The organism is Sphingopyxis sp. SE2 (assembly GCF_032227185.1).
GTDB lineage: Bacteria > Pseudomonadota > Alphaproteobacteria > Sphingomonadales > Sphingomonadaceae > Sphingopyxis.
This window is the reverse complement of sequence record NZ_JAPMXW010000009.1, coordinates 23094-39954: the sequence shown is the minus strand read 5'-3', so window position 1 is coordinate 39954 and position 16861 is coordinate 23094. Positions and strand designations below refer to the sequence as shown.

The 16861-nt window shown below is 62.8% G+C and carries 18 protein-coding genes; 8 read left to right on the top strand and 10 right to left on the bottom strand.

Annotation, left to right across the window (positions count from 1 at the left end; all coding sequences use genetic code 11):
* Positions 1 to 108: 108 nt before the first annotated feature.
* The gene (locus OVY29_RS22660) at positions 109 to 1323 is read right to left on the bottom strand and encodes an IS256-like element ISSpma2 family transposase (protein ID WP_006954973.1); all 1215 of its coding nucleotides are present in this window, start codon (positions 1321 to 1323) and stop codon (positions 109 to 111) included.
* 758 nt (positions 1324 to 2081) lie between these two features.
* A complete protein-coding gene (locus OVY29_RS22655; RefSeq protein ID WP_313912477.1) occupies positions 2082 to 2204 on the bottom strand; it encodes a hypothetical protein in 123 nt (40 codons plus the stop codon).
* A gap of 619 nt (positions 2205 to 2823) precedes the next feature.
* On the opposite strand from OVY29_RS22655, the gene OVY29_RS22650 reads away from it, so the two are divergent.
* Positions 2824 to 3552: a hypothetical protein gene (locus tag OVY29_RS22650; RefSeq protein ID WP_313912339.1), complete on the top strand. Its 729-nt coding sequence runs from the start codon at positions 2824 to 2826 to the stop codon at positions 3550 to 3552.
* Positions 3553 to 3659: 107 nt separating this feature from the next.
* On the opposite strand, the gene merB is transcribed toward OVY29_RS22650, so the two are convergent.
* Complete coding sequence (merB, locus tag OVY29_RS22645; protein ID WP_313912338.1) at positions 3660 to 4313, bottom strand: organomercurial lyase; 654 nt, start codon at positions 4311 to 4313, stop codon at positions 3660 to 3662.
* 841 nt (positions 4314 to 5154) lie between these two features.
* On the opposite strand from merB, the gene OVY29_RS22640 reads away from it, so the two are divergent.
* Positions 5155 to 5667: a hypothetical protein gene (locus OVY29_RS22640; protein WP_313912337.1), complete on the top strand. Its 513-nt coding sequence runs from the start codon at positions 5155 to 5157 to the stop codon at positions 5665 to 5667.
* The gene (locus tag OVY29_RS22635; protein ID WP_313912336.1) at positions 5664 to 5996 is read left to right on the top strand and encodes a hypothetical protein; all 333 of its coding nucleotides are present in this window, start codon (positions 5664 to 5666) and stop codon (positions 5994 to 5996) included. The genes OVY29_RS22640 and OVY29_RS22635 overlap by 4 nt, the downstream gene beginning before the upstream one ends.
* Positions 5997 to 6475: 479 nt before the next feature.
* Here OVY29_RS22635 and merA read toward each other — a convergent pair whose 3' ends face one another.
* Genes merA through OVY29_RS22620 form a run of 3 tightly spaced genes read right to left on the bottom strand, consistent with a single transcriptional unit; the run spans position 6476 to position 8681 of the window.
* A complete protein-coding gene (merA, locus tag OVY29_RS22630) occupies positions 6476 to 7888 on the bottom strand; it encodes a mercury(II) reductase (RefSeq protein ID WP_313912335.1) in 1413 nt (470 codons plus the stop codon).
* A 29-nt stretch (positions 7889 to 7917) separates the two neighbouring features.
* The gene (locus tag OVY29_RS22625; RefSeq protein WP_313912334.1) at positions 7918 to 8247 is read right to left on the bottom strand and encodes a heavy metal-associated domain-containing protein; all 330 of its coding nucleotides are present in this window, start codon (positions 8245 to 8247) and stop codon (positions 7918 to 7920) included.
* Positions 8248 to 8279: 32 nt separating this feature from the next.
* Entirely contained in the window at positions 8280 to 8681 is a 402-nt protein-coding gene (locus tag OVY29_RS22620) for a mercuric transporter MerT family protein (RefSeq protein ID WP_409581501.1), read from the bottom strand.
* 71 nt (positions 8682 to 8752) lie between these two features.
* On the opposite strand from OVY29_RS22620, the gene OVY29_RS22615 reads away from it, so the two are divergent.
* From OVY29_RS22615 to OVY29_RS22595, 5 genes are all read left to right on the top strand, one after another.
* A complete protein-coding gene (locus OVY29_RS22615) occupies positions 8753 to 9166 on the top strand; it encodes a helix-turn-helix domain-containing protein (protein WP_313912332.1) in 414 nt (137 codons plus the stop codon).
* Positions 9167 to 9499: 333 nt separating this feature from the next.
* Positions 9500 to 10534, top strand: coding sequence for a patatin-like phospholipase family protein (locus tag OVY29_RS22610; RefSeq protein ID WP_313912331.1), 1035 nt, complete (start codon positions 9500 to 9502; stop codon positions 10532 to 10534).
* 169 nt (positions 10535 to 10703) lie between these two features.
* Entirely contained in the window at positions 10704 to 11348 is a 645-nt protein-coding gene (locus OVY29_RS22605; RefSeq protein ID WP_313912330.1) for an MgtC/SapB family protein, read from the top strand.
* 543 nt (positions 11349 to 11891) lie between these two features.
* The gene (locus OVY29_RS22600) at positions 11892 to 12350 is read left to right on the top strand and encodes a CBS domain-containing protein (RefSeq protein WP_313912329.1); all 459 of its coding nucleotides are present in this window, start codon (positions 11892 to 11894) and stop codon (positions 12348 to 12350) included.
* Between the two features lie 154 nt (positions 12351 to 12504).
* Complete coding sequence (locus tag OVY29_RS22595) at positions 12505 to 13119, top strand: GTP cyclohydrolase II (protein ID WP_313912328.1); 615 nt, start codon at positions 12505 to 12507, stop codon at positions 13117 to 13119.
* A gap of 153 nt (positions 13120 to 13272) precedes the next feature.
* Here the strand turns inward: OVY29_RS22595 and OVY29_RS22590 are convergent, their stop codons facing one another.
* The 4 genes from OVY29_RS22590 to OVY29_RS22575 all read right to left on the bottom strand — a co-directional run bounded on the left by OVY29_RS22590 (position 13273) and on the right by OVY29_RS22575 (position 16796).
* Positions 13273 to 13560, bottom strand: a complete 288-nt coding sequence (locus OVY29_RS22590; protein WP_313912327.1) for a hypothetical protein — start codon at positions 13558 to 13560, stop codon at positions 13273 to 13275.
* Between the two features lie 80 nt (positions 13561 to 13640).
* Positions 13641 to 14570, bottom strand: a complete 930-nt coding sequence (locus OVY29_RS22585) for an FAD-dependent oxidoreductase (RefSeq protein WP_313912326.1) — start codon at positions 14568 to 14570, stop codon at positions 13641 to 13643.
* 889 nt (positions 14571 to 15459) lie between these two features.
* On the bottom strand, positions 15460 to 16248 hold the full coding sequence (locus tag OVY29_RS22580) for an SDR family NAD(P)-dependent oxidoreductase (protein WP_228221290.1): 789 nt from the start codon (positions 16246 to 16248) through the stop codon (positions 15460 to 15462).
* On the bottom strand, positions 16245 to 16796 hold the full coding sequence (locus OVY29_RS22575; RefSeq protein ID WP_004213210.1) for a recombinase family protein: 552 nt from the start codon (positions 16794 to 16796) through the stop codon (positions 16245 to 16247). The genes OVY29_RS22580 and OVY29_RS22575 overlap by 4 nt, the downstream gene beginning before the upstream one ends.
* Between the last annotated feature and the right edge of the window lie 65 nt (positions 16797 to 16861).

The window sequence follows — 16861 nt, the reverse complement described above, 5'->3', positions numbered from 1 at the left end:
AACAGATGAACTGTTCGGTGAGTTTCGACGGAAATCGATCCAAATATGCCTATCATGCGGTCGCGTCCGTCAAGGTGGTGTAATTTCGGCTGTGGCCGTGGGCCATCGTCAGGCGGCTTTGGCGGTGATGTGTAAGGGCTGATTTTCCTCCTCGATCATGGGTTGGTTGAGTTCGGCCATGCCTTCGATCTGCATGTATCGGTGCTGGAGCTGCCACTCGTCGTTCTGCTCCATCAGCACAGCCCCGACGAGGCGGATGATGCTGTCTTCGTTCGGGAAGATTCCGACGACGTCGGCGCGGCGCTTGACCTCCTTGTTGAGCCGCTCGAGCGGATTGGTTGAGTGTAACTTCGTGCGGTGCTGGGTGGGGAAGCCGGTGTAGGCGAGCACGTCGGTTTCGGCCTCGTCCATGCAGGCGCCGAGCTTGGGCCAACGGGTGCGCAACTGGTCGGCGACCTGTCGCCAGACCTGCGTTGCGCTTTTCTGATCGGGCTGCAGGAAGACCTGGCGGATCGCGGCGGCGACGACAGTGTTCTGGCCCTTGGGCACATAGGACAGGGCATTGCGCATGAAGTGCACCCGGCAGCGCTGCCAGGTGGCGCCCATGACGCGGGTGATCGCGCCCTTGAGGCCCTCGTGAGCATCGGAGATGACCAGCTTCACGCCGGTAAGACCGCGCCGAACAAGGTCCTTCAGGAAGTCGGACCAGAAGACCTCCGCTTCCGAGGGGCCGATATGCAGGCCGACGATCTCGCGCCGGCCCTCGGTGTTGACGGCCATGGCGATTATTGCGGCAACGCTGATGATCCGCCCGCCTTCGCGTACCTTGAGATAGGTGGCATCGAGCCAGAGATACGGCCATTCGCCGGTGAGCGGGCGTTTCAGAAAGGCATGGACGCGCTCGTCAATGTCCTTGCAAAGCTTGGAGACGGTGGACTTGGAGATGCCGGTCATGCCCATGGCCTGGACGAGTTCATCGACCCGCCGGGTGCTGACCCCGCCGATCCACGCTTCCTGGATCACCGCAACCAGCGCTTTCTCGACCATCTTGCGGGGCTCAAGGAAGCCCGGAAAATAGGACCCAGCACGCAGCTTGGGGATTTTCAGGTTCAGCGTGCCTACCCGGGTATCCAGCGAACGGTCGCGATAGCCGTTGCGCCAGGTCGCGCGCTCGCTGCTGCGTTCGTGGCGACCCGCGCCGATCAGGCCATCAACGTCGGCCTCCATGATCAGCTGCAGCACGTTCTCGGCGATGGTGCGCAAAAAATCCGGTTGGCCGCCCTTTGCAGCCAGCTCTTCGATCAGTAATCTGTCCTCGGTCATCGGGAACTCCTCTTCGTCACGGTTGAAGTGTGCAAACTCCACCATAACGATGAACCCGGTGGCCACCAGCGACGCCGCATTCCGGGGTGGGGCATGCCCCACCCCGGAATACACCATCGCCTACACCGGAAATTACACCACGAGCGCGGACGCTAACTTCGCTTCCGCCTGTCCCGACGCCGCCCTGTTCCGGATCATCGCCGCCGCCCTCAGGCCCGCCCCGACATAGCCAGTGCGGCCGTGCCGCTGAACGTCCGAGCCCCTCCATCAAACCCGCAAGCCTCTCGATCCCACGCGATGAAATAGACGCAGCGGAGGCACTCGGCCTGCTCAAACGCCCGCTGCCGCCAACGATTGATCTTCCCCAAGAACAACATCGTCACGAATAAGAGCGGCTAGGGTAGTACAAACGGCGAGACATATTCGTTATTTTTATCCAACGCGGGGCGCCAAATACCGTCGTTTCCCGCCGTTTCCTTTCTTCGCGCCTGAGCTGCCCCCTTCTGAATGGTCCATCGACTGTTTTAGTCTGGGCCATGAAGGAGACGAGGAATGCCATCGAAGAAGCACAAGCCGGAGGAGATCATAGGCAAGCTGCGTGAAGCGGAGATCGTGCTGGCACAGCGCGCATCAGCAGGTGGAACCGACCATCGGCCGATGTCCACGCGAAGGAGCTCATCAGTTCGCACGACGAAAGTTCGCGCGGCCCTTCGATCCGCAGCGCATCGATCTCCTCCACCTGGAAGCGAGTCAAGGCGTTACGCTCCCTGTCCGGCAATGTCTGCGCCGTTCTCGGCAAGTGCGGCGACACAGGCCGCACCAATGCCGGACTCACCTCCGGTGACGACGGCGATCCTGTCAAGAAGCGGCTTGTCCTTCATTGGGCCTCGCGTAATCGCGAAAGGACAGGTGTTCAGTCACGTCCCGTTCCATTCTGTGCGCAGCGCCTGCGCCAGTACCAGACCAGCCCAATTCCTCCCGGCACGAGCAGAATGGCTCCGATGATCGGCCACCTTGGCAGAATAGCCATAGAGACACCGGAAAGCAGCAGCAGCGGCAGCAGTGCGCAGCAAAGCACGAGGAGAAGAACGGCCACCCATGCGAGGCCCGAACCCTTCGCAAATTGCGTTTCGGCTTCGGCTGGGCGGCGGGGCGGTTCGTCAGGCGGGGTCATTGGTCTTGATCGCAATTGGTCCTTTGTTGGGCGGAACGAAGCTGAACCTGCTACAGGTTCCCAGGAATGGCGGTGAAAACACCGTCAAGCGCCGCTTCACGATCTTGAGCAGTTAGCATCGAGCACCGAAGATCGCCCCGGAATTGCGACAACTGCACAAAGGGCCTTGATCCTGTAGCTGGTCCAGGTCGCATAGCGAAGCCGTGGTAGCGAATAAGATCGAGTCGCCAAGATCGACGGCCCTCCGGCTGCCCCGCATTCTGGCGCTTGCGGCGTCCGTGATCGGACCTCTGCCCCTGATCCTCGACTTCAGGTGGGGCGTGCCGATGGCGACGATCGGACCCATCTTCTGGCTGGCGTCAATCCTGCTCGTCATCGGTTCCGTCGCACTGGCCAGACGGGCTGGAGATCAGCGTTTCGTCTCGACGGTCATAGTGGCTGTGCTGGCAGGCTATATGGCAACCGCAACTTACGACTCCACGCGCGTGGCCGGAATCAGCGCCGGGATCGTTCCTATGGACGAGGCCCTTGACTTCGGGAAGCGCCTCTCGGGACAGGTTGCTCCCGGAGGCCATGAGTCGATGCATGGCTCGATGAGTGCCAGTGGAGGCCACGACTCCATGCGTGCCAGCGAACCCGGCTCGCAAGCCGCGCCGCCGGCGATGCCCTCGGATAACATGGCTGAATCGCATGGGGTGCAGCAATCGCCGGCGGGACACGCGCAAGGGCATGAGCGGTCGTCGTCGGGTGCCGGGATAGGAACGGTCGCTCTGGGCTATGCCTGGCATTACTGGAGCGGGATCATGTTCAGCCTGGCATTCGTTGTGCTGTTCGGCGCACGGGGCTGGAAATGGGCGATCCCCTTCCTTCTGCTGGTGATTTATCCCGGCATGGTCCTCGGGATGGGCTTTCATTCCATGACGAATTTCATCTGGGAGGCGATCGGACACGCGGGCTTCGGCCTTACGCTGGGGATCGTGAGCAGCGCGCTCCTCCTGAATCGGGCTGCTGCGCAAGGCGAGCCGGACCGGGGCATCGTTTCGTCCATTTATTAGCTGCGACGCTGAAAGAGCGCGGTCGCCGGGATCCCAGTTCCCGGATTGCTGCTCGGCCCCGTTTGGCCCGATTTTCAAGTCAACAGCCCGAGCACGTTCGAGTTAGTCTACGAGGCGTAGGCCCGGCGGCGCGCTACTTCCGCTCCGAATACCCGCGCGTTCGCGCCCCTGGCGAAGGCGAAAGCCTCCTCGAGCGACAGCAGCACGGTCCCGGAGTGTTTTACCTGCCAGCGTTCTCCCGAGGCGCGCGATCCGAAGAAGAAGATGAAATGGCAGGCCGATGCCCTGAGCCGGGGGTTCGATGAGAAGTCTGCGGTCCGCGGGCGCACCATCGAGACGATGATGCCGGCCGGTTCGGCGGCCTCGATGCGGGTCGGCGACACTGTGAGGCGGTTCATCTGATGCGTCTCGGGATCGCGCGTTTCGATCTCCACGGTTTCACCGAAGAGTTCCGGGTACAGCAAGGTGTCGACCGCGCACCAGACCCACAACTTGCGCCCTTTGATCCTGACCCGATGGTGCGTGGGGCGCACCGAAAGTCCCCAGAAACCATGAATACGGCCGTCCTCTTCAAGGACGAAAGGGCTCAGCGCGCAGTCTCTTACGAATGCTTCCGCCGCAACCGACCCTGTGCCAAGCAGCTCGGCAAGCTGGGCAATGCCTATGGGCTGTCCCTTGGCCAGTTCATGGAGCAGCAAAATGCCGGTTCGCTGATCCTCGGCCGGAACCGTGGGAAGGCGGCGCAACAACTCGTCGATCATGGCAGTCTCGTTCATGAGGAACCATCTCCAGTCTGGATGTCGTCCTGCTGCTCCGCGGGCCTGGAACCGGCCTCACTCCAAGGGCCAGCGGTATCGCAAGCTCGCGGTGCAGGCGCGTCATATTGCGTCGCTCCGCGACCCGGTCCGCCTGGTAGCCTCCTTCCTGCACGAGACAAGGGCTCGCGCGTCTACTCAACTGTGCGGGGAGGGCATCTGCCGCGCCGCATTATGGCCCGTTCGAAAAAGTGCTTGAGTCCGTACTTTCTACAGACCGTATACGACCTGTGTCTGATCACAAGGTGATTCGCAATGGACAATCTCTCGGCCGATCGTGCCCTCCAGATTCCGCCAGGCTTGCCGGAACGCCGGGAAGAGTCATCCAGGAACCAGGACGTGGTCGTTTGTCCGACGTCGAGTGGCGAGTGGTCGAAATGGCCAAAGCAGACGGGCCGCGCAGCTCCAATCTCGATGGAATTTGGAAGCGGCTCGCCCGCGCACTGTTCCGTGTCTCGGTCCCACGGCCACTTGCCAGCGAGCGCCTTGAGGCGCTCCGCCGTTTCTCGCTCCGCGCCTGGTGCTGGAGCTTCGTTCGGCCGAGCGACGTGGGGAGGCTGGTTGACGCCGGCTATTCGCCCGCCGACGTCCTGCTAATACTCCAACATGTCGCCCGGCGCCGCGGCTGCACTCCGATGATCCAGGATGATCTGCTCAAGTTTCTTTCGGGGCTGGAAGAGTCAATCGCCCCCGTCGACCTTCCAGCTCCGTTCGCTCTGCCCGCGCCCCAGGTCAGTGCCCCGCCTCCCGGGTGCGGGCAGAGCGTTAAAGATGAAGGATGGCAGCCATGTCCATGTCGGTGATCGTCCGAGACCGCGGGCATGGTGCCGCTCGGCACGCGCCGCTTTGGGCAAGGTCGCTCCTGGCCATAGCGGGATCGCAGTTCGCCTTGATGGGGGCCATCCTCGCGGCGGCTGGCGCATTCGCCGCCTCGGACCGCTCGACCTTCTACGTGCTTGCCGGCTTCGGCCTCATCGCTTCCGGGGTCTTGCTCGCCTGGCGGCACATTGCGGGTGTCTGGGCTTACCTGGCCCTTGTCGCGGCAATGGTTCTCCGGTCACTGCACGATGCCGGGAACGGAGGTTCGTCGCTCCTGTACCGGCTGATGGGCCCGCTCATCATGCTCTCCATGGTCTGCGCGCTGATACCGGCACTTCGCAAATGGAGCCGAGGAAGGACCCCCGGCATCTGCGCAAGCCTGATGATCGGGACGGTCGCGATCGGCCTGATTGCCAGCAGCTCAGAAGCGGCTGCCCGATCGCCGCCCTTGCCAACCCCGTTCCCGGGAGTCCTGCAATGAAATGCGATTGGCAGAATGAGGTGCACATGGAGTGCTTCACGCACGCCAAGTTCGTCCCGCCGGCCATGTTCGATGAACCGGCATGGGACTGCCTGCTCGCGCTTCATGCCGACGCGCGGCACGAGCTCAACCTGGATCAGCTCGCATGGCTCATCAGTGTCCCGGCTCCATCCCTGCAGCGCTGCCTCGTGAACCTCGAACGCCAACGGTTCGTCATTGGCGAGCAGGATGAGAGAAATGGCGAGCTCCGGGCCGTGCTGACACGAAGCGGACGTGATCTGCTCGAAAGATATCTGTCCGCGACAAGCGCCCTTCAGTTCCGCCGCTGACCCGAACTCCTGGCCGGCAGCTACGCATGCCCTCTGCAACAGGCGTGCGCCCTCACCGGCGCCCATTGGCGATGCAGGCGCCGCCCCGTCAACAGGATATCATGGTTCATGGAGCGCGCTCCGGATCTGGAAAGGCCGCAGCGACCATGCTCCCGACAGCAAAGCCAAGCTTCGCCCGCCCGATTGGCGGAGGATCCGTCAGCCACCGCCGGCCCCACCCGCGCAGGACGCGGGTTTACCCTCCAGCCACGCCTCCTGGATTGAGCGTCGACGTGGCCCAGATCATTTCAACCTCAACGCGCAGGCTTCGCCAAATGACCGGTGGTGGTCAAGGCAGCGGCGTTCGCGGCCGGGTTCGTCCGATTGGCGTCGAATGGGACCGTTGCGCTCGGGCAAGCCGGGCAGGTCGTATCGGTGACGGCGAACCTCGCAACCTGTGCGGCCGTCCAGCTCGGGAGGTTGGGCTTCCTGCCCCTGTTCTACCCGGCACAGCAGGAAAGCTTGGCCACGTCCTTGGTGAAGCCCTGGGCCGCGAGCTTCAGTCCCTCCACCGTCGTGAGATAGGGGAAGATTGTGTCGCCCAATTCCTTCGCGGTCATTCCGTGCTTCAGGGCCATCACCAGGGTCTGGATGCTGTCAGCGCCCTCGGGCGCGAGAATCTGCCCGCCCAGCAGAAGGTCCGTTTCCTGGTCGGCGACAAGCTTGATCAGTCCGCGCGTGTCGCGTGCGGCGAGAGCCCGGGGCAGCTGATCGAGCGGGGCGATAGACGTTTTCACGGCGAAGCCCCTTGCCCTGGCCTCAGCTTCGGTCAGCCCGACGCCGGCGAGCTGAGGATCGGTGAACACCACCCAGGGCATGGCGCTGTTGTCATAGGCCAGGCTGTCGCCATTGAGCGCGTTGGATGCCGCGATCCTGGCACCATATGCTGCCATGTACACGAACTGATCCTGTCCCGTGACGTCGCCGGCGGCATAGACGCCGGTCTTGCTGGTGCGCATCCGATCGTCGACCGTCACGGCGCCATCCGGCGTGAGCTCGATACCCGCTTCCGCCAGGCCCATCCCCGCCGTGTTGGGCACTCGGCCTGTGGTCACCAGCACATGCTGCGCATGGAGGTCCTCGCTTTCGCCTTCGACGTCGATCGACAGCCGGACGCCGCGCTCGATCCGCGCGATGCTGCGGTAGCTGAGGCCTGTGCGGACATCGATCCCTTCGGCGCGGAAGTAGCTGGTCAGTGCCTCCGAGATCTCGGGCTCGGCCTCGGGCAGCAGCCGCGAACGGGTCACGAGCGTCACCCTGGTGCCGGCGCGCGCGAACATCTGGGCGAGCTCGCAGCCGATGTAGCCGCCGCCGATCACCAGCAGCGATAGCGGCAGCTCCGTCAGCTCGAGCGCCGACGTGCTGGTGAGATATGGTATTTGCTCGATGCCCGGGATCGGCGGGATTGCTGGCGAGGTGCCGGTCGCGACGATGATCTTGTCCGCGCGGATCGGCTCGCCGTCCACCAGCAGTCCGGCGCCGTTGAAGCTGGCGCGCCCTTCGCGATATACGATGCCGTTATATTCAGGCAGCAGATCGACATATTTCTTCTGCCTGAGGCTCGCGACGAGATCGTCCTTGGCCTGGATCAGGCTCCGCCAGTCATTGATGTGGGCTTCACCGGTGAGCCCGGGGAACCGGGCGGCGGACCCAGCCCCGTGCAACGCCTCGGCCGCGCGAATCATCGTCTTCGATGGAACGCAGCCGACATTGACGCAGGTGCCACCGATCGTTCCATGACCGATGAGTGCGACGTTGGCGCCCTGTTCGGCCGCGGTGATGGCGGCGGAGAAGCCGGCGGAGCCGGCCCCTACGACGGCGAGGTCATAGCCTTGCCTGCAGCAGTCGGACATTGCCGCCTCCCTCGACCAAACCACGCGACTCAGCGCGCGGTCGTCGCGGGATAGCCCGCGTTGGTCGAAGCCGCGGCAATCTCTGCCGGGTTGGTCACCTTCGGATCGAACTCGACGACAGCCTTCCTGGCATCGAAATCAACCTTGACCGACTGGACGCCTTTGACGCCGGACATGGCCTTCTTGACGGTGATCGGACAGGTCGCGCACGTCATATTCTCCACCGCGAACGTTGCCGTCTGCGCCCGGGGGACGGCGGCCTTCGCCTCCGCGGCAAGCGGTGTGACGAAGGTGGTGGACATGATCCCTGCGGTGGCCAGCGCAAACGCGCCGCCGGCGATGATGAAGGGTCGTTTCATGGTTGTTTCCTCTTTGGTGAATGGAACATTGGTCAGTAGAATAGCGGAGCCCACCAATCGATCGACAGGGCCAGAACAATCAGTGCGGTCGCGATCCAAAGGACGGTCTTGGTGACGATCGAGGATCGCGGGCGGGCGCAGTAGGAATCCTCCTCGCACTCGGACCTGGCGCGGAAGTAGACGTGCCAGAATCCGAGGCCGATGAAGGCCAGCGTCACGGCTGCGAAATAGAGCTTGTACGGCTCGAGCGCGGTGAGATTCCCGATCCACGCGCCGGACACGCCGAGCATGACAAGCACCAGCGGAGCGACACAGCAGGATGAGGCGATGATTGCACCTACAATCCCGCCCGCGGCAAACCAGCCTTTCGGGATGGCGGGCCGAGACGACACTGGATCCGGGCCCGCTTCAAACACATTGACATTGTCCAACACGAATCACCTTGGCAGCCGTTCAACGACGATATAGGGTCTGTATGTGCTACAGGCTCAAGGAAATTTTTTCGGTGACCGAAAAGAATCGCGAAACAGGGCTGCTCCGCGCCAGGCTGGCAAAGCGTACGGGCTGCAATCTCGAGACCATCCGCTACTACGAAACAATCGGCTTAATGCCCGACCCGCCGCGCTCTGCCGCCGGCTATCGCGTTTACGACGACAGCCATGTCTCCCGGCTCCGCTTCATCCTGCGCGCGCGCGAGCTCGGTTTTTCCATCGAAGAGATTCGCGGATTGCTGGGGCTTGTGGACAGGGGCACCCAAACCTGCGCCGAGGTCAAGGATCGTGCTGAAGCTCACCTCGTCGAGATCCGCGACAAAATTCGCGACTTGAAGCGGATTCAGGCGGTGCTGGCCGCGACCGCCGCGCAATGTTCGGGGGAAGTCGTTCCCGATTGCCCGGTCCTCGATGCGCTTGCCTATTAGAGCGCCAGGGCACAGGGGGATTACTGCCAATCAATGCCCGCCATCGTCCAGTCAAAACAAGATGCTGAGCGTCGCGCTTAGAGCTGCTGCGGATGTGGGGTATGACGGAACAGCTCGTCGACGTCATTTGTGACCGTGTCGCGAGATAATGGCCCGAGACGAGGATCCGCGAGGGGCATCGGATTGTACCGAGTGCTCGTTCGGCGCGCCAGAGGGCTGCGCCTCGTTTTCAGGTGTCGATAGCAGCGCGGAAGGGCCCGAGGCCGTGCCTGACGAACTTCACGTGTCGGCTGCTCCATATGTCCCGAGCGGCACATTTGTGAGTGAACGCGAATGCCTGGGAGCAAACCGCCGCTGCCACCGCGACCGTGCGGCAGCGGTAACCCTGGTCAGGTTCGGGGCGGGGCGCGTCGGGCGGCGGACGTCGGGCGGCTTCGGTCAAGTAATCAACAATTTGTCACCCGAGAGCGACCGCTAGATTTTTGCCTTGACACTGTAGCTACTACAGACAACAGCAATGAGCCCATGCCGAGTCGAAGCGTGTTAACACATCGTGATCCTTCGCCGGTCGGGCTTCTCTTGTGCGGCGGTGGCAGTCGCGGTGCCATGGAAGTTGGATTCTACCGGGCGCTGACGGAATTCGGAGTTCGGCCCGATTTCATTCTCGGCAGTTCCATCGGGGCGCTGAACGGCGCCTATATCGCCGGCGGCATGGCCCCGTCCGAACTCGTCGCGCTGTGGCGCGCGTTTCGGCGGCGCCGCGCACTCGCCCTCAATTGGGCCTGGCTCTTCCATCCGCGCCGTCGCCCCGGCTTCCTGAGCCTCGCGCCGCTGCGGAATTGGCTGCGTCGTACGCTGCCGGTGACGCGGTTTGAAGATCTCGCCATCCCGTTGACGGTCGTCACGACCGACCTTGAGGCGGGCCGCGCCTGCTATTGGCATGGGCAGGGGGATCTGGTCGAGCCGGTGATCGCTTCGATGAGCCTGCCGGGCATATTCCCGCCGGTCGAACTCGACGGCCGGCTGCATGTCGACGGCGGCATCACGAACAACGCTCCGCTCGACAAGGCGCACGAGCTCGGCGCCCGGTCGGTCTACATGATCGAATGCATGTGCGCGGAACGCTGCCCCACTCCGCTGCGAGGCTGGGCTGACATTGTCATGCGGAGCTTTTCCATTGCGCTCGACAGCAAGTATCGCGCCGAATTGAAGCATTTTCACCGGCATATCGAGGTTCATTCCATCCGACCAGATCTCAGAGAGGAGGTGGACGTCCTGGACTTTCGGCATACGGAATATCTCATTGAGGCTGCCTATCGGCAGACCCGCGCCCGATTGGCTGCTCGCGCCGAGCCGGGAATGAGCTGAAATTGCCCGCATCGCGTGTTGCAGGACCGGGCCTCCAGGCGCCAAGGCTGTCTGCCTGCGCGAATTGCCGCGCGGTGCGCCGCCCTTGCCTTGCTGGACAGGCAGCTGCAGCACATGATTTCCGCTGGCGGTGCCGACAGCACAGCCTGCTTCACTGGGGAGCCCCTCCATGCTGTTTCCCGAGTTCATTATCGACATACTGCTGCCCCTTGCCGTCGCCGCGGCGGTTGGCCTGACGCTGGGCCTCGAACGGGAACTGTCGCGCAAACCCGCAGGCCTTCGGACGCAGTTTCTGGTCACGGTGGGCACGGCCATATTCGTCCTGGCCGGGCGCTCCATCCCGGGGATGGAATCCGGGCGGATTGCGGCAAATGTGGTGACTGGCCTCGGCTTTCTCGGGGCGGGAGTCATATTGCAGCATCGCGGGACCGTGCGCGGACTGACCACCGCCGCACTTATCTGGGTGAACGGCGCTCTGGGCCTGGCCGCCGCCATGAAGGAATATGTCCTGGTGGGAATGGGCGTCGGCTTGACGCTCGCCGCGTTGCGTGTGCTCGCGCTCATCGAGAAACGACTGGGCGAAAAGTGGTGCATCCTCGAATATCAAATCACGACACTTGAAAATGAGGACGTCGTCCAAGCCGTTTATGAAGCTCTCAGCAAATGCCGATTCCAGGAAGGGCCGATCGCGTACCAGCGGCTGGAGGGAAAATTCCTGATGCACATCTCGTTTTGTGACACGCCCACGCGCCACCGCGAATTCATGGACCAACTCCGCAAAATGTCAGACGTCACGGACGTCAGGGTCCTGTGATGCCGGGCGGTTTTCACAACAGCCGCGACTGACCAGTCGAGCCGGTTTCTTATAGCAGCCCAGGATGATTCCACAGCGGCAGAAGCAAAAAGGGGGCCTTGAACATGCGGGATGGACAGCTCACTACCGAGGCCAACGAGGCGCTGTGCCATCGATCGGCCGCGTGACGAACGCACGCCAGGGCCCGAAGGGCAAATGCGATCCTCTCCCGGTTCGGCGGACACCCATGTTGGAGCTTGGAGTCCGCAGAGGAGAGCCTGATGAGCGGGCACGCGGCGGGGCGTGTCCGAAGTGCTCAGGCGCGAGCCGGTCGACCGGATGGCGACCAGCGGCCCGGCCGTCCGCGCGTGGCCAGCGCGGTGTCCGTCCACGCATGACGTGCCCACCTCTGCTCCAGGTCAAATGACAACGATCGGCAATCTTTTCGCTTGACCCTGTAGTTTCTACAGGGCGCAAAAGCGAGTCGGTGAATGGGGCGGCGCAGACCCTCCGATGAGGATCAGCCAAGCTGTTCGCCTTCATTGGGAAGACAGGAGCGATGAAATGACTGTAGCGGCAATTCTGAAGGCCAAAGGTGACTGGATGGTCATGGCCGAGCCGGACACGCCCATCACCGAGGCCGTTGAGCGGATGAGACTTGACGCGATCGGAGCCCTGCTTGTCAGCAGCGACGGCCGCAAGCTGCTCGGGGTGCTTTCGGAACGTGATGTTCTGCTTGGCTTCGCGAAACATGGCGCCGCCCTGGCAGGGCGGAAGGTTCGCGACGTGATGAGCCCTCCTGGACCAACCTGTTCGCCGGATGACAGCGTCAGGCGGGCCATGGAGATAATGACCGTAAGCAGGGCGCGTCATCTGTCGGTGCTCGACTCTAATTGCTTATGCGGCATCGTCAGCATCGGCGACGTGGTCAAATTTCTCCTCCGAGACGCGGAGTTGGAGAACAAGGTGCTTCGTGATCTTTGCCCGATGCCAGGCTTTGGGCGGCCGTCCCTCGCGCTCTAATCTCCTTCGGCAGGCTGAGCGGTCAGGAGAAACGTCGCTCCTGAGAACGCCCGTCTCACCCGCGTCCATCAGGCGCCAGCACTCGTGTTGGCCGGCTCTGCGCTCTGGAACTTGCAGACGCTCAATCAGAAGTAGGCACATGAATCGAATTGGGATGATCGTAGAAGGCTATTTTCGGGTTGCTCAGACGACGTTGCCGCTCGACATTGACGGGACGCCGAGATCCTTATCGGCCTACGCGTATCGCCGCGATCAGCCCGGTGATGAGCTCATCGCGCTCGTCCATCGCGCGCCAGACTGTCAAGGTACATCGCCACTTGTGCGCCTTCACAGCGCCTGCGCGACGGGGGACGCCCTGGGCTCCCTCCGGTGCGACTGCGGGCATCAGCTTAATGCCGCGCTCTCGATCATTGCCGCAAGCGATTACGGCATACTGATCTATCTCAGCACGCAAGAGGGTCGCGGCATCGGTCTTTCGAACAAGATCAGAGCCTATGCCCTGCAGGATGGCGGCCTTGATACGGTCGATGCCAATGTCGAGCTCGGCCTTGCGGTCGATGCTCGGGACTATGCGGGCGCAGCCGCGGTGCTGCACGATCTCGGAGCGCCCAGAGTCAGGCTCCTGACGAACAACCCGGAGAAGGTCAGGGCCCTGCATCGTTTCGGCATTACGGTAGAGGAGCGAATTCGTCTCTCCGGAGGCGAGACGCCATATAATCAGCACTATCTGGCGACGAAAAGATCCAGGATGAATCACTGGCTCCGATGAGCAGCACCGATGGTGTGGAAACCGGTTGATCTCCATCCGGCCGGCCCATTGTTCCCGGGAGCATCGCAGGAACGGGATCAGCCGGGAACACAGGCGGCCAGGCTGGCACGAGCCAGAAGGGCGCTTCCGCGCGCATAGCGCGCTCCTTCAAGGCTACAGCATGTAACCGATGTCCGACGCGCCGGTCGGATAAGCGAAGATCGTCTGCTTGAGGTCGTCGGCTGTGAGATCGTGCCGGATCGCGAGGCCGAACAGGTTGATTACCTCGTCGGCGTGCGGCCCGACGATGTGCGCGCCGAGGATGCGGCCGCTCTCCTCCTCGACGATGGTCTTGAAGCCGTACACGGTCTCGGCGACCCGGCGCGCCGTGTACCAGTCCGAGGCGCGCTCGGACTTTATGCGATATTTGAGGCCGGAGCTCCGGGCCTGCTCCTCGCTCATGCCGACCGCGGCGATCGGCGGAAGAGTGAAGGCGACGCTGGGAACGCCGCGATAATCCGGCTTTACATGATTGCCCTTCGTCAGGTTGGCTGCGACCGCCTTGGCATCGTGGCTCGAAACCGGCGTGAGCGGCGGGCCCGCATGGGCAGCGTCGCCGGCCGCATAGACCGCCGGATGGTGACGCTCTGGAGATATTCGTTGAGCTTCAGCCGGCGCCCGTCCATGGCGATGTTGGCGGCCGCCGGGTCCAGCCGGTCGAGGGCCGGAACGCGGCCCCCCGTATGGACCACGACATCGGCATCGATCCGATCTGCCCCGCCCCCGGTTTCGACATGAACGGTGAATCCGTCGTCTGTCTTTTCGATCGCTTTCACAACCGTCTTCGTCTGAACATCAACTCCGATCGCCTTGAACGATTCCATCAGCCATCCGACCAGCTCCGGTTCGAATTGGGCGAGCATGCGATCGGCCATCTCCAGGACCGTCACCTCTGCTCCCGCGCGGGCGGCGATGTGCGAGAATTCGGCCGCGATGTAGCCGCCGCCGACGAGCACGACCCTCCGCGGCAGGCTTTCCATCGCCATGAAGCCCTCGCTGTCGATCAGATGCTCCTCGCCGGGAATGTCGAGCGTCATCGGCACGGCGCCCGACGCGATCAGGATATGGCGCGCACGCAGCTCCGTGCCGTCGACGGTCAGGCTGTTCGGGCCGGTGAACCGCGCCGTGCCGTGGAAGGTGGCGATGCCGGCTACGGCGTATTTCTGTTCATGCTTGGCGGGGATCGGATCGGTGAAGCCGCGCTTGAACGCGATCAGCTCGGGCCAGTCGATCCTCAGTTCGCCGTCGATGCCGTTGGGGCGCATTCGGCGCTCGGCGTCGATCACCTCCGCGCCCGCCACAAGCATCTTCTTGGGGTCGCAGCCGCGCAGCGCGCAGGTCCCGCCGAACGGCTTCTCGTCGACGATGGCCACGCTCCAGCCGTCCTTGCACACGCGCATGGCGACGCCCATCGCGGCGGTCCCGGTGCCGATGACGATCAGATCGAATTCCATGTGAGCCTCCGCGGGTCAAACAAAGCTGAACCGGTCACAGGTTCCGGTCGATGCGGCGGCGGATCAAGGACCGCCGCAAAGGTTCGCTGGCCGTCCGCCTCGTGAAGCAGTCTTGCCCTCATCTCTCTCCTCCGGCGCTTCCCGCCGGTTGTGCGGCGTCAGCGCGAACCGGGCTGACCCCAAAGACTGCCCCGGCTCGGCTGAACTGGATCCGCATCCCCGGGGACGTGCTCGCGCCGCGCTCAATTCAAATGAGCAGTCGTTGCAGACATTTTGATCCTTGGCCGGCGGGACGGAGCCCGACCATCGTCGACATCCGCCACGTATGATCTTCTATCCCCGAGAATTCGACGTCGAGGCCGCGAAGGTGACCGGGCAGACCTATTTCACCCATCGCGCGGAACCTTACCGCTCCGTAGAGGCACCCCCCGTGTACGATCCACTCAGGTCCACAATATCCCCAATATAACGTCCGGCGATTTCAAGTCCGTGCCCCGCGAATGTCGCAAAGGGGCATGCCGGCAGGCGTTGGTAGTAGCTCGCCGTCCGCAGTAGCGTCTACGCACAGATGCGGCGATGATTAGCGGAGAGCGGCGGCCTCAGGCGTTGCTAGGGTAGTGCAAACGGCGACACATATTCGTTATGTTTATCCTGCGTGGGGCGCCAAATACCGCCGTTTGCCGCCGCTTTCTATCCTAACGCCGCCTCGGCTACGCCCGCGTAGCAGGGGTGACTACACGAAAGTGACGAATTTGCACGCTAAGGGCGAACAAATGGGGTCCGCTGCCAGCATAGGCTTTCGGTAAGCGCTGAAGGACGTGTTCAACCTGTCCGCGAACATGTGTCGTTATTGCGGGCGCCTGTATGGGAGGGCGGCAAGCCGGCTGACCAACGATCGAGGTAGAGCCCTGCTTGCCAAATATGTGAGCCTGTTGCCCATCCCCGGTATGGCGAAGGATCGCCGATGAACCAGGGCGTGGATCGCATGGGCCGCGCACCGATCAACGTCCATCAAACCTAACTTCCCCCACTTCAGATCGCTGAGGGCAGCCATGTCGGTGTCGATGCCCCCTGGTGCGAAAGATCCGACGCTCACTCCCGTCCCCGCAAGCTCGACGGAAAGTGCCCGCATGAGATTACTCACATAGGCTTTCGACGCGCCGTAAACCGCCTGGAACGGTACGGATGTTTCGCCTGCCAGGCTCGATACCGCGATTATTGAGGATTCAGACTGTTGCCGCTTGAAGATTTCGACCAAGCGGGCCAGCAAATCCGTGAAGCCGAGTATGTTTGTTTCAATCACCTCGGCATAGGCGTTGGCGCGGCCAGCATCGAACGGACCGGCGCTCGTCAGTCCGGCAGCGAGCAAAGCTGCTTTTACTTCCAATTCTGTAACCCTGGCCGCGATCTTCTCCCTGCCATCGATTTCACGTTGATCAGCCACTATAATCTCGCACGGCACATTGAACCGCTCGTCAATTTCGGTCTGTAGCTCCCGCAAGTTGTCGAGCCTTCGTCCAACAATCAGGGGCTTGGCCTGGTACGATGCCGCCAAGCGGAGGGCGGACGCTCTGCCCAAACCGGTCGAAGCCCCTGTGACCAGCACCCACGAGTTCTTGATCGCCAGCGGTTTCACGCGTTTTCCAGAGCCTTGTATAGGGCGGTTTTGCCGATCTTGAGCCGGGCCGCCGCCTCACGAACAGTGAGGCCCGCTGCGATATGCGCCCGCGCTTTACGTAGTTTGTCGGGGGTAACGACAGGCCGGCGACCACCCTTGTTGCCCCGCTCGCGTGCGGCCTTGAGGCCGGCATGAGTGCGTTCACGGATCAGGTCACGCTCGAATTGGGCCAGCGAGCCGAAGATGTTGAACACCAGCATGCCGCCCGAAGTGGTGGTGTCGATATTCTCGGTGAGTGAGCGGAACCCGATGCCGCGCGCCGCAAGCTCGCCGACCTTCTCGATCAGGTGGCTCATCGAGCGGCCGAGGCGGTCGAGTTTCCAGACCACCAGCGTGTCGCCGGGGCGCAAATAGGCGAGCGCTTCGGTTAGGCCAGGCCGATCGGCTTTTGCCCCGGATGCGTGATCGTCGAATATACGGTCGCACCCGGCAGTGTTCAGCGCGTCAAGCTGGAGCGACAGCTTCTGGTCTGCGGTCGAGACGCGCGCATAGCCGATCAGCGCCACATGATGCCCGATCCTGTCCGTTTTCCCGTCATTATGCGATCTTGTCCGAATCGCCGTTACAGGTC

What these genes read in the sequence shown, in the direction of transcription:
- merB (WP_313912338.1), bottom strand. Translation starts at nt 4,313, where the DNA reads ATGATCGACGAGTTGTTGCGCCGCCTTCCCACGGTTCCGGCCGAGGAT.
- OVY29_RS22600 (WP_313912329.1), top strand. Translation starts at nt 11,892, where the DNA reads ATGACTGTAGCGGCAATTCTGAAGGCCAAAGGTGACTGGATGGTCATG.
- OVY29_RS22655 (WP_313912477.1), bottom strand. Translation starts at nt 2,204, where the DNA reads ATGAAGGACAAGCCGCTTCTTGACAGGATCGCCGTCGTCACCGGAGGT.
- OVY29_RS22585 (WP_313912326.1), bottom strand. Translation starts at nt 14,570, where the DNA reads ATGGGCGTCGCCATGCGCGTGTGCAAGGACGGCTGGAGCGTGGCCATC.
- OVY29_RS22640 (WP_313912337.1), top strand. Translation starts at nt 5,155, where the DNA reads ATGTCCATGTCGGTGATCGTCCGAGACCGCGGGCATGGTGCCGCTCGG.
- merA (WP_313912335.1), bottom strand. Translation starts at nt 7,888, where the DNA reads ATGTCCGACTGCTGCAGGCAAGGCTATGACCTCGCCGTCGTAGGGGCC.
- OVY29_RS22625 (WP_313912334.1), bottom strand. Translation starts at nt 8,247, where the DNA reads ATGAAACGACCCTTCATCATCGCCGGCGGCGCGTTTGCGCTGGCCACC.
- OVY29_RS22660 (WP_006954973.1), bottom strand. Translation starts at nt 1,323, where the DNA reads ATGACCGAGGACAGATTACTGATCGAAGAGCTGGCTGCAAAGGGCGGC.
- OVY29_RS22595 (WP_313912328.1), top strand. Translation starts at nt 12,505, where the DNA reads ATGATCGTAGAAGGCTATTTTCGGGTTGCTCAGACGACGTTGCCGCTC.
- OVY29_RS22605 (WP_313912330.1), top strand. Translation starts at nt 10,704, where the DNA reads ATGCTGTTTCCCGAGTTCATTATCGACATACTGCTGCCCCTTGCCGTC.
- OVY29_RS22635 (WP_313912336.1), top strand. Translation starts at nt 5,664, where the DNA reads ATGAAATGCGATTGGCAGAATGAGGTGCACATGGAGTGCTTCACGCAC.
- OVY29_RS22650 (WP_313912339.1), top strand. Translation starts at nt 2,824, where the DNA reads ATGGCGACGATCGGACCCATCTTCTGGCTGGCGTCAATCCTGCTCGTC.
- OVY29_RS22610 (WP_313912331.1), top strand. Translation starts at nt 9,500, where the DNA reads ATGCCTGGGAGCAAACCGCCGCTGCCACCGCGACCGTGCGGCAGCGGT.
- OVY29_RS22590 (WP_313912327.1), bottom strand. Translation starts at nt 13,560, where the DNA reads ATGAGCGAGGAGCAGGCCCGGAGCTCCGGCCTCAAATATCGCATAAAG.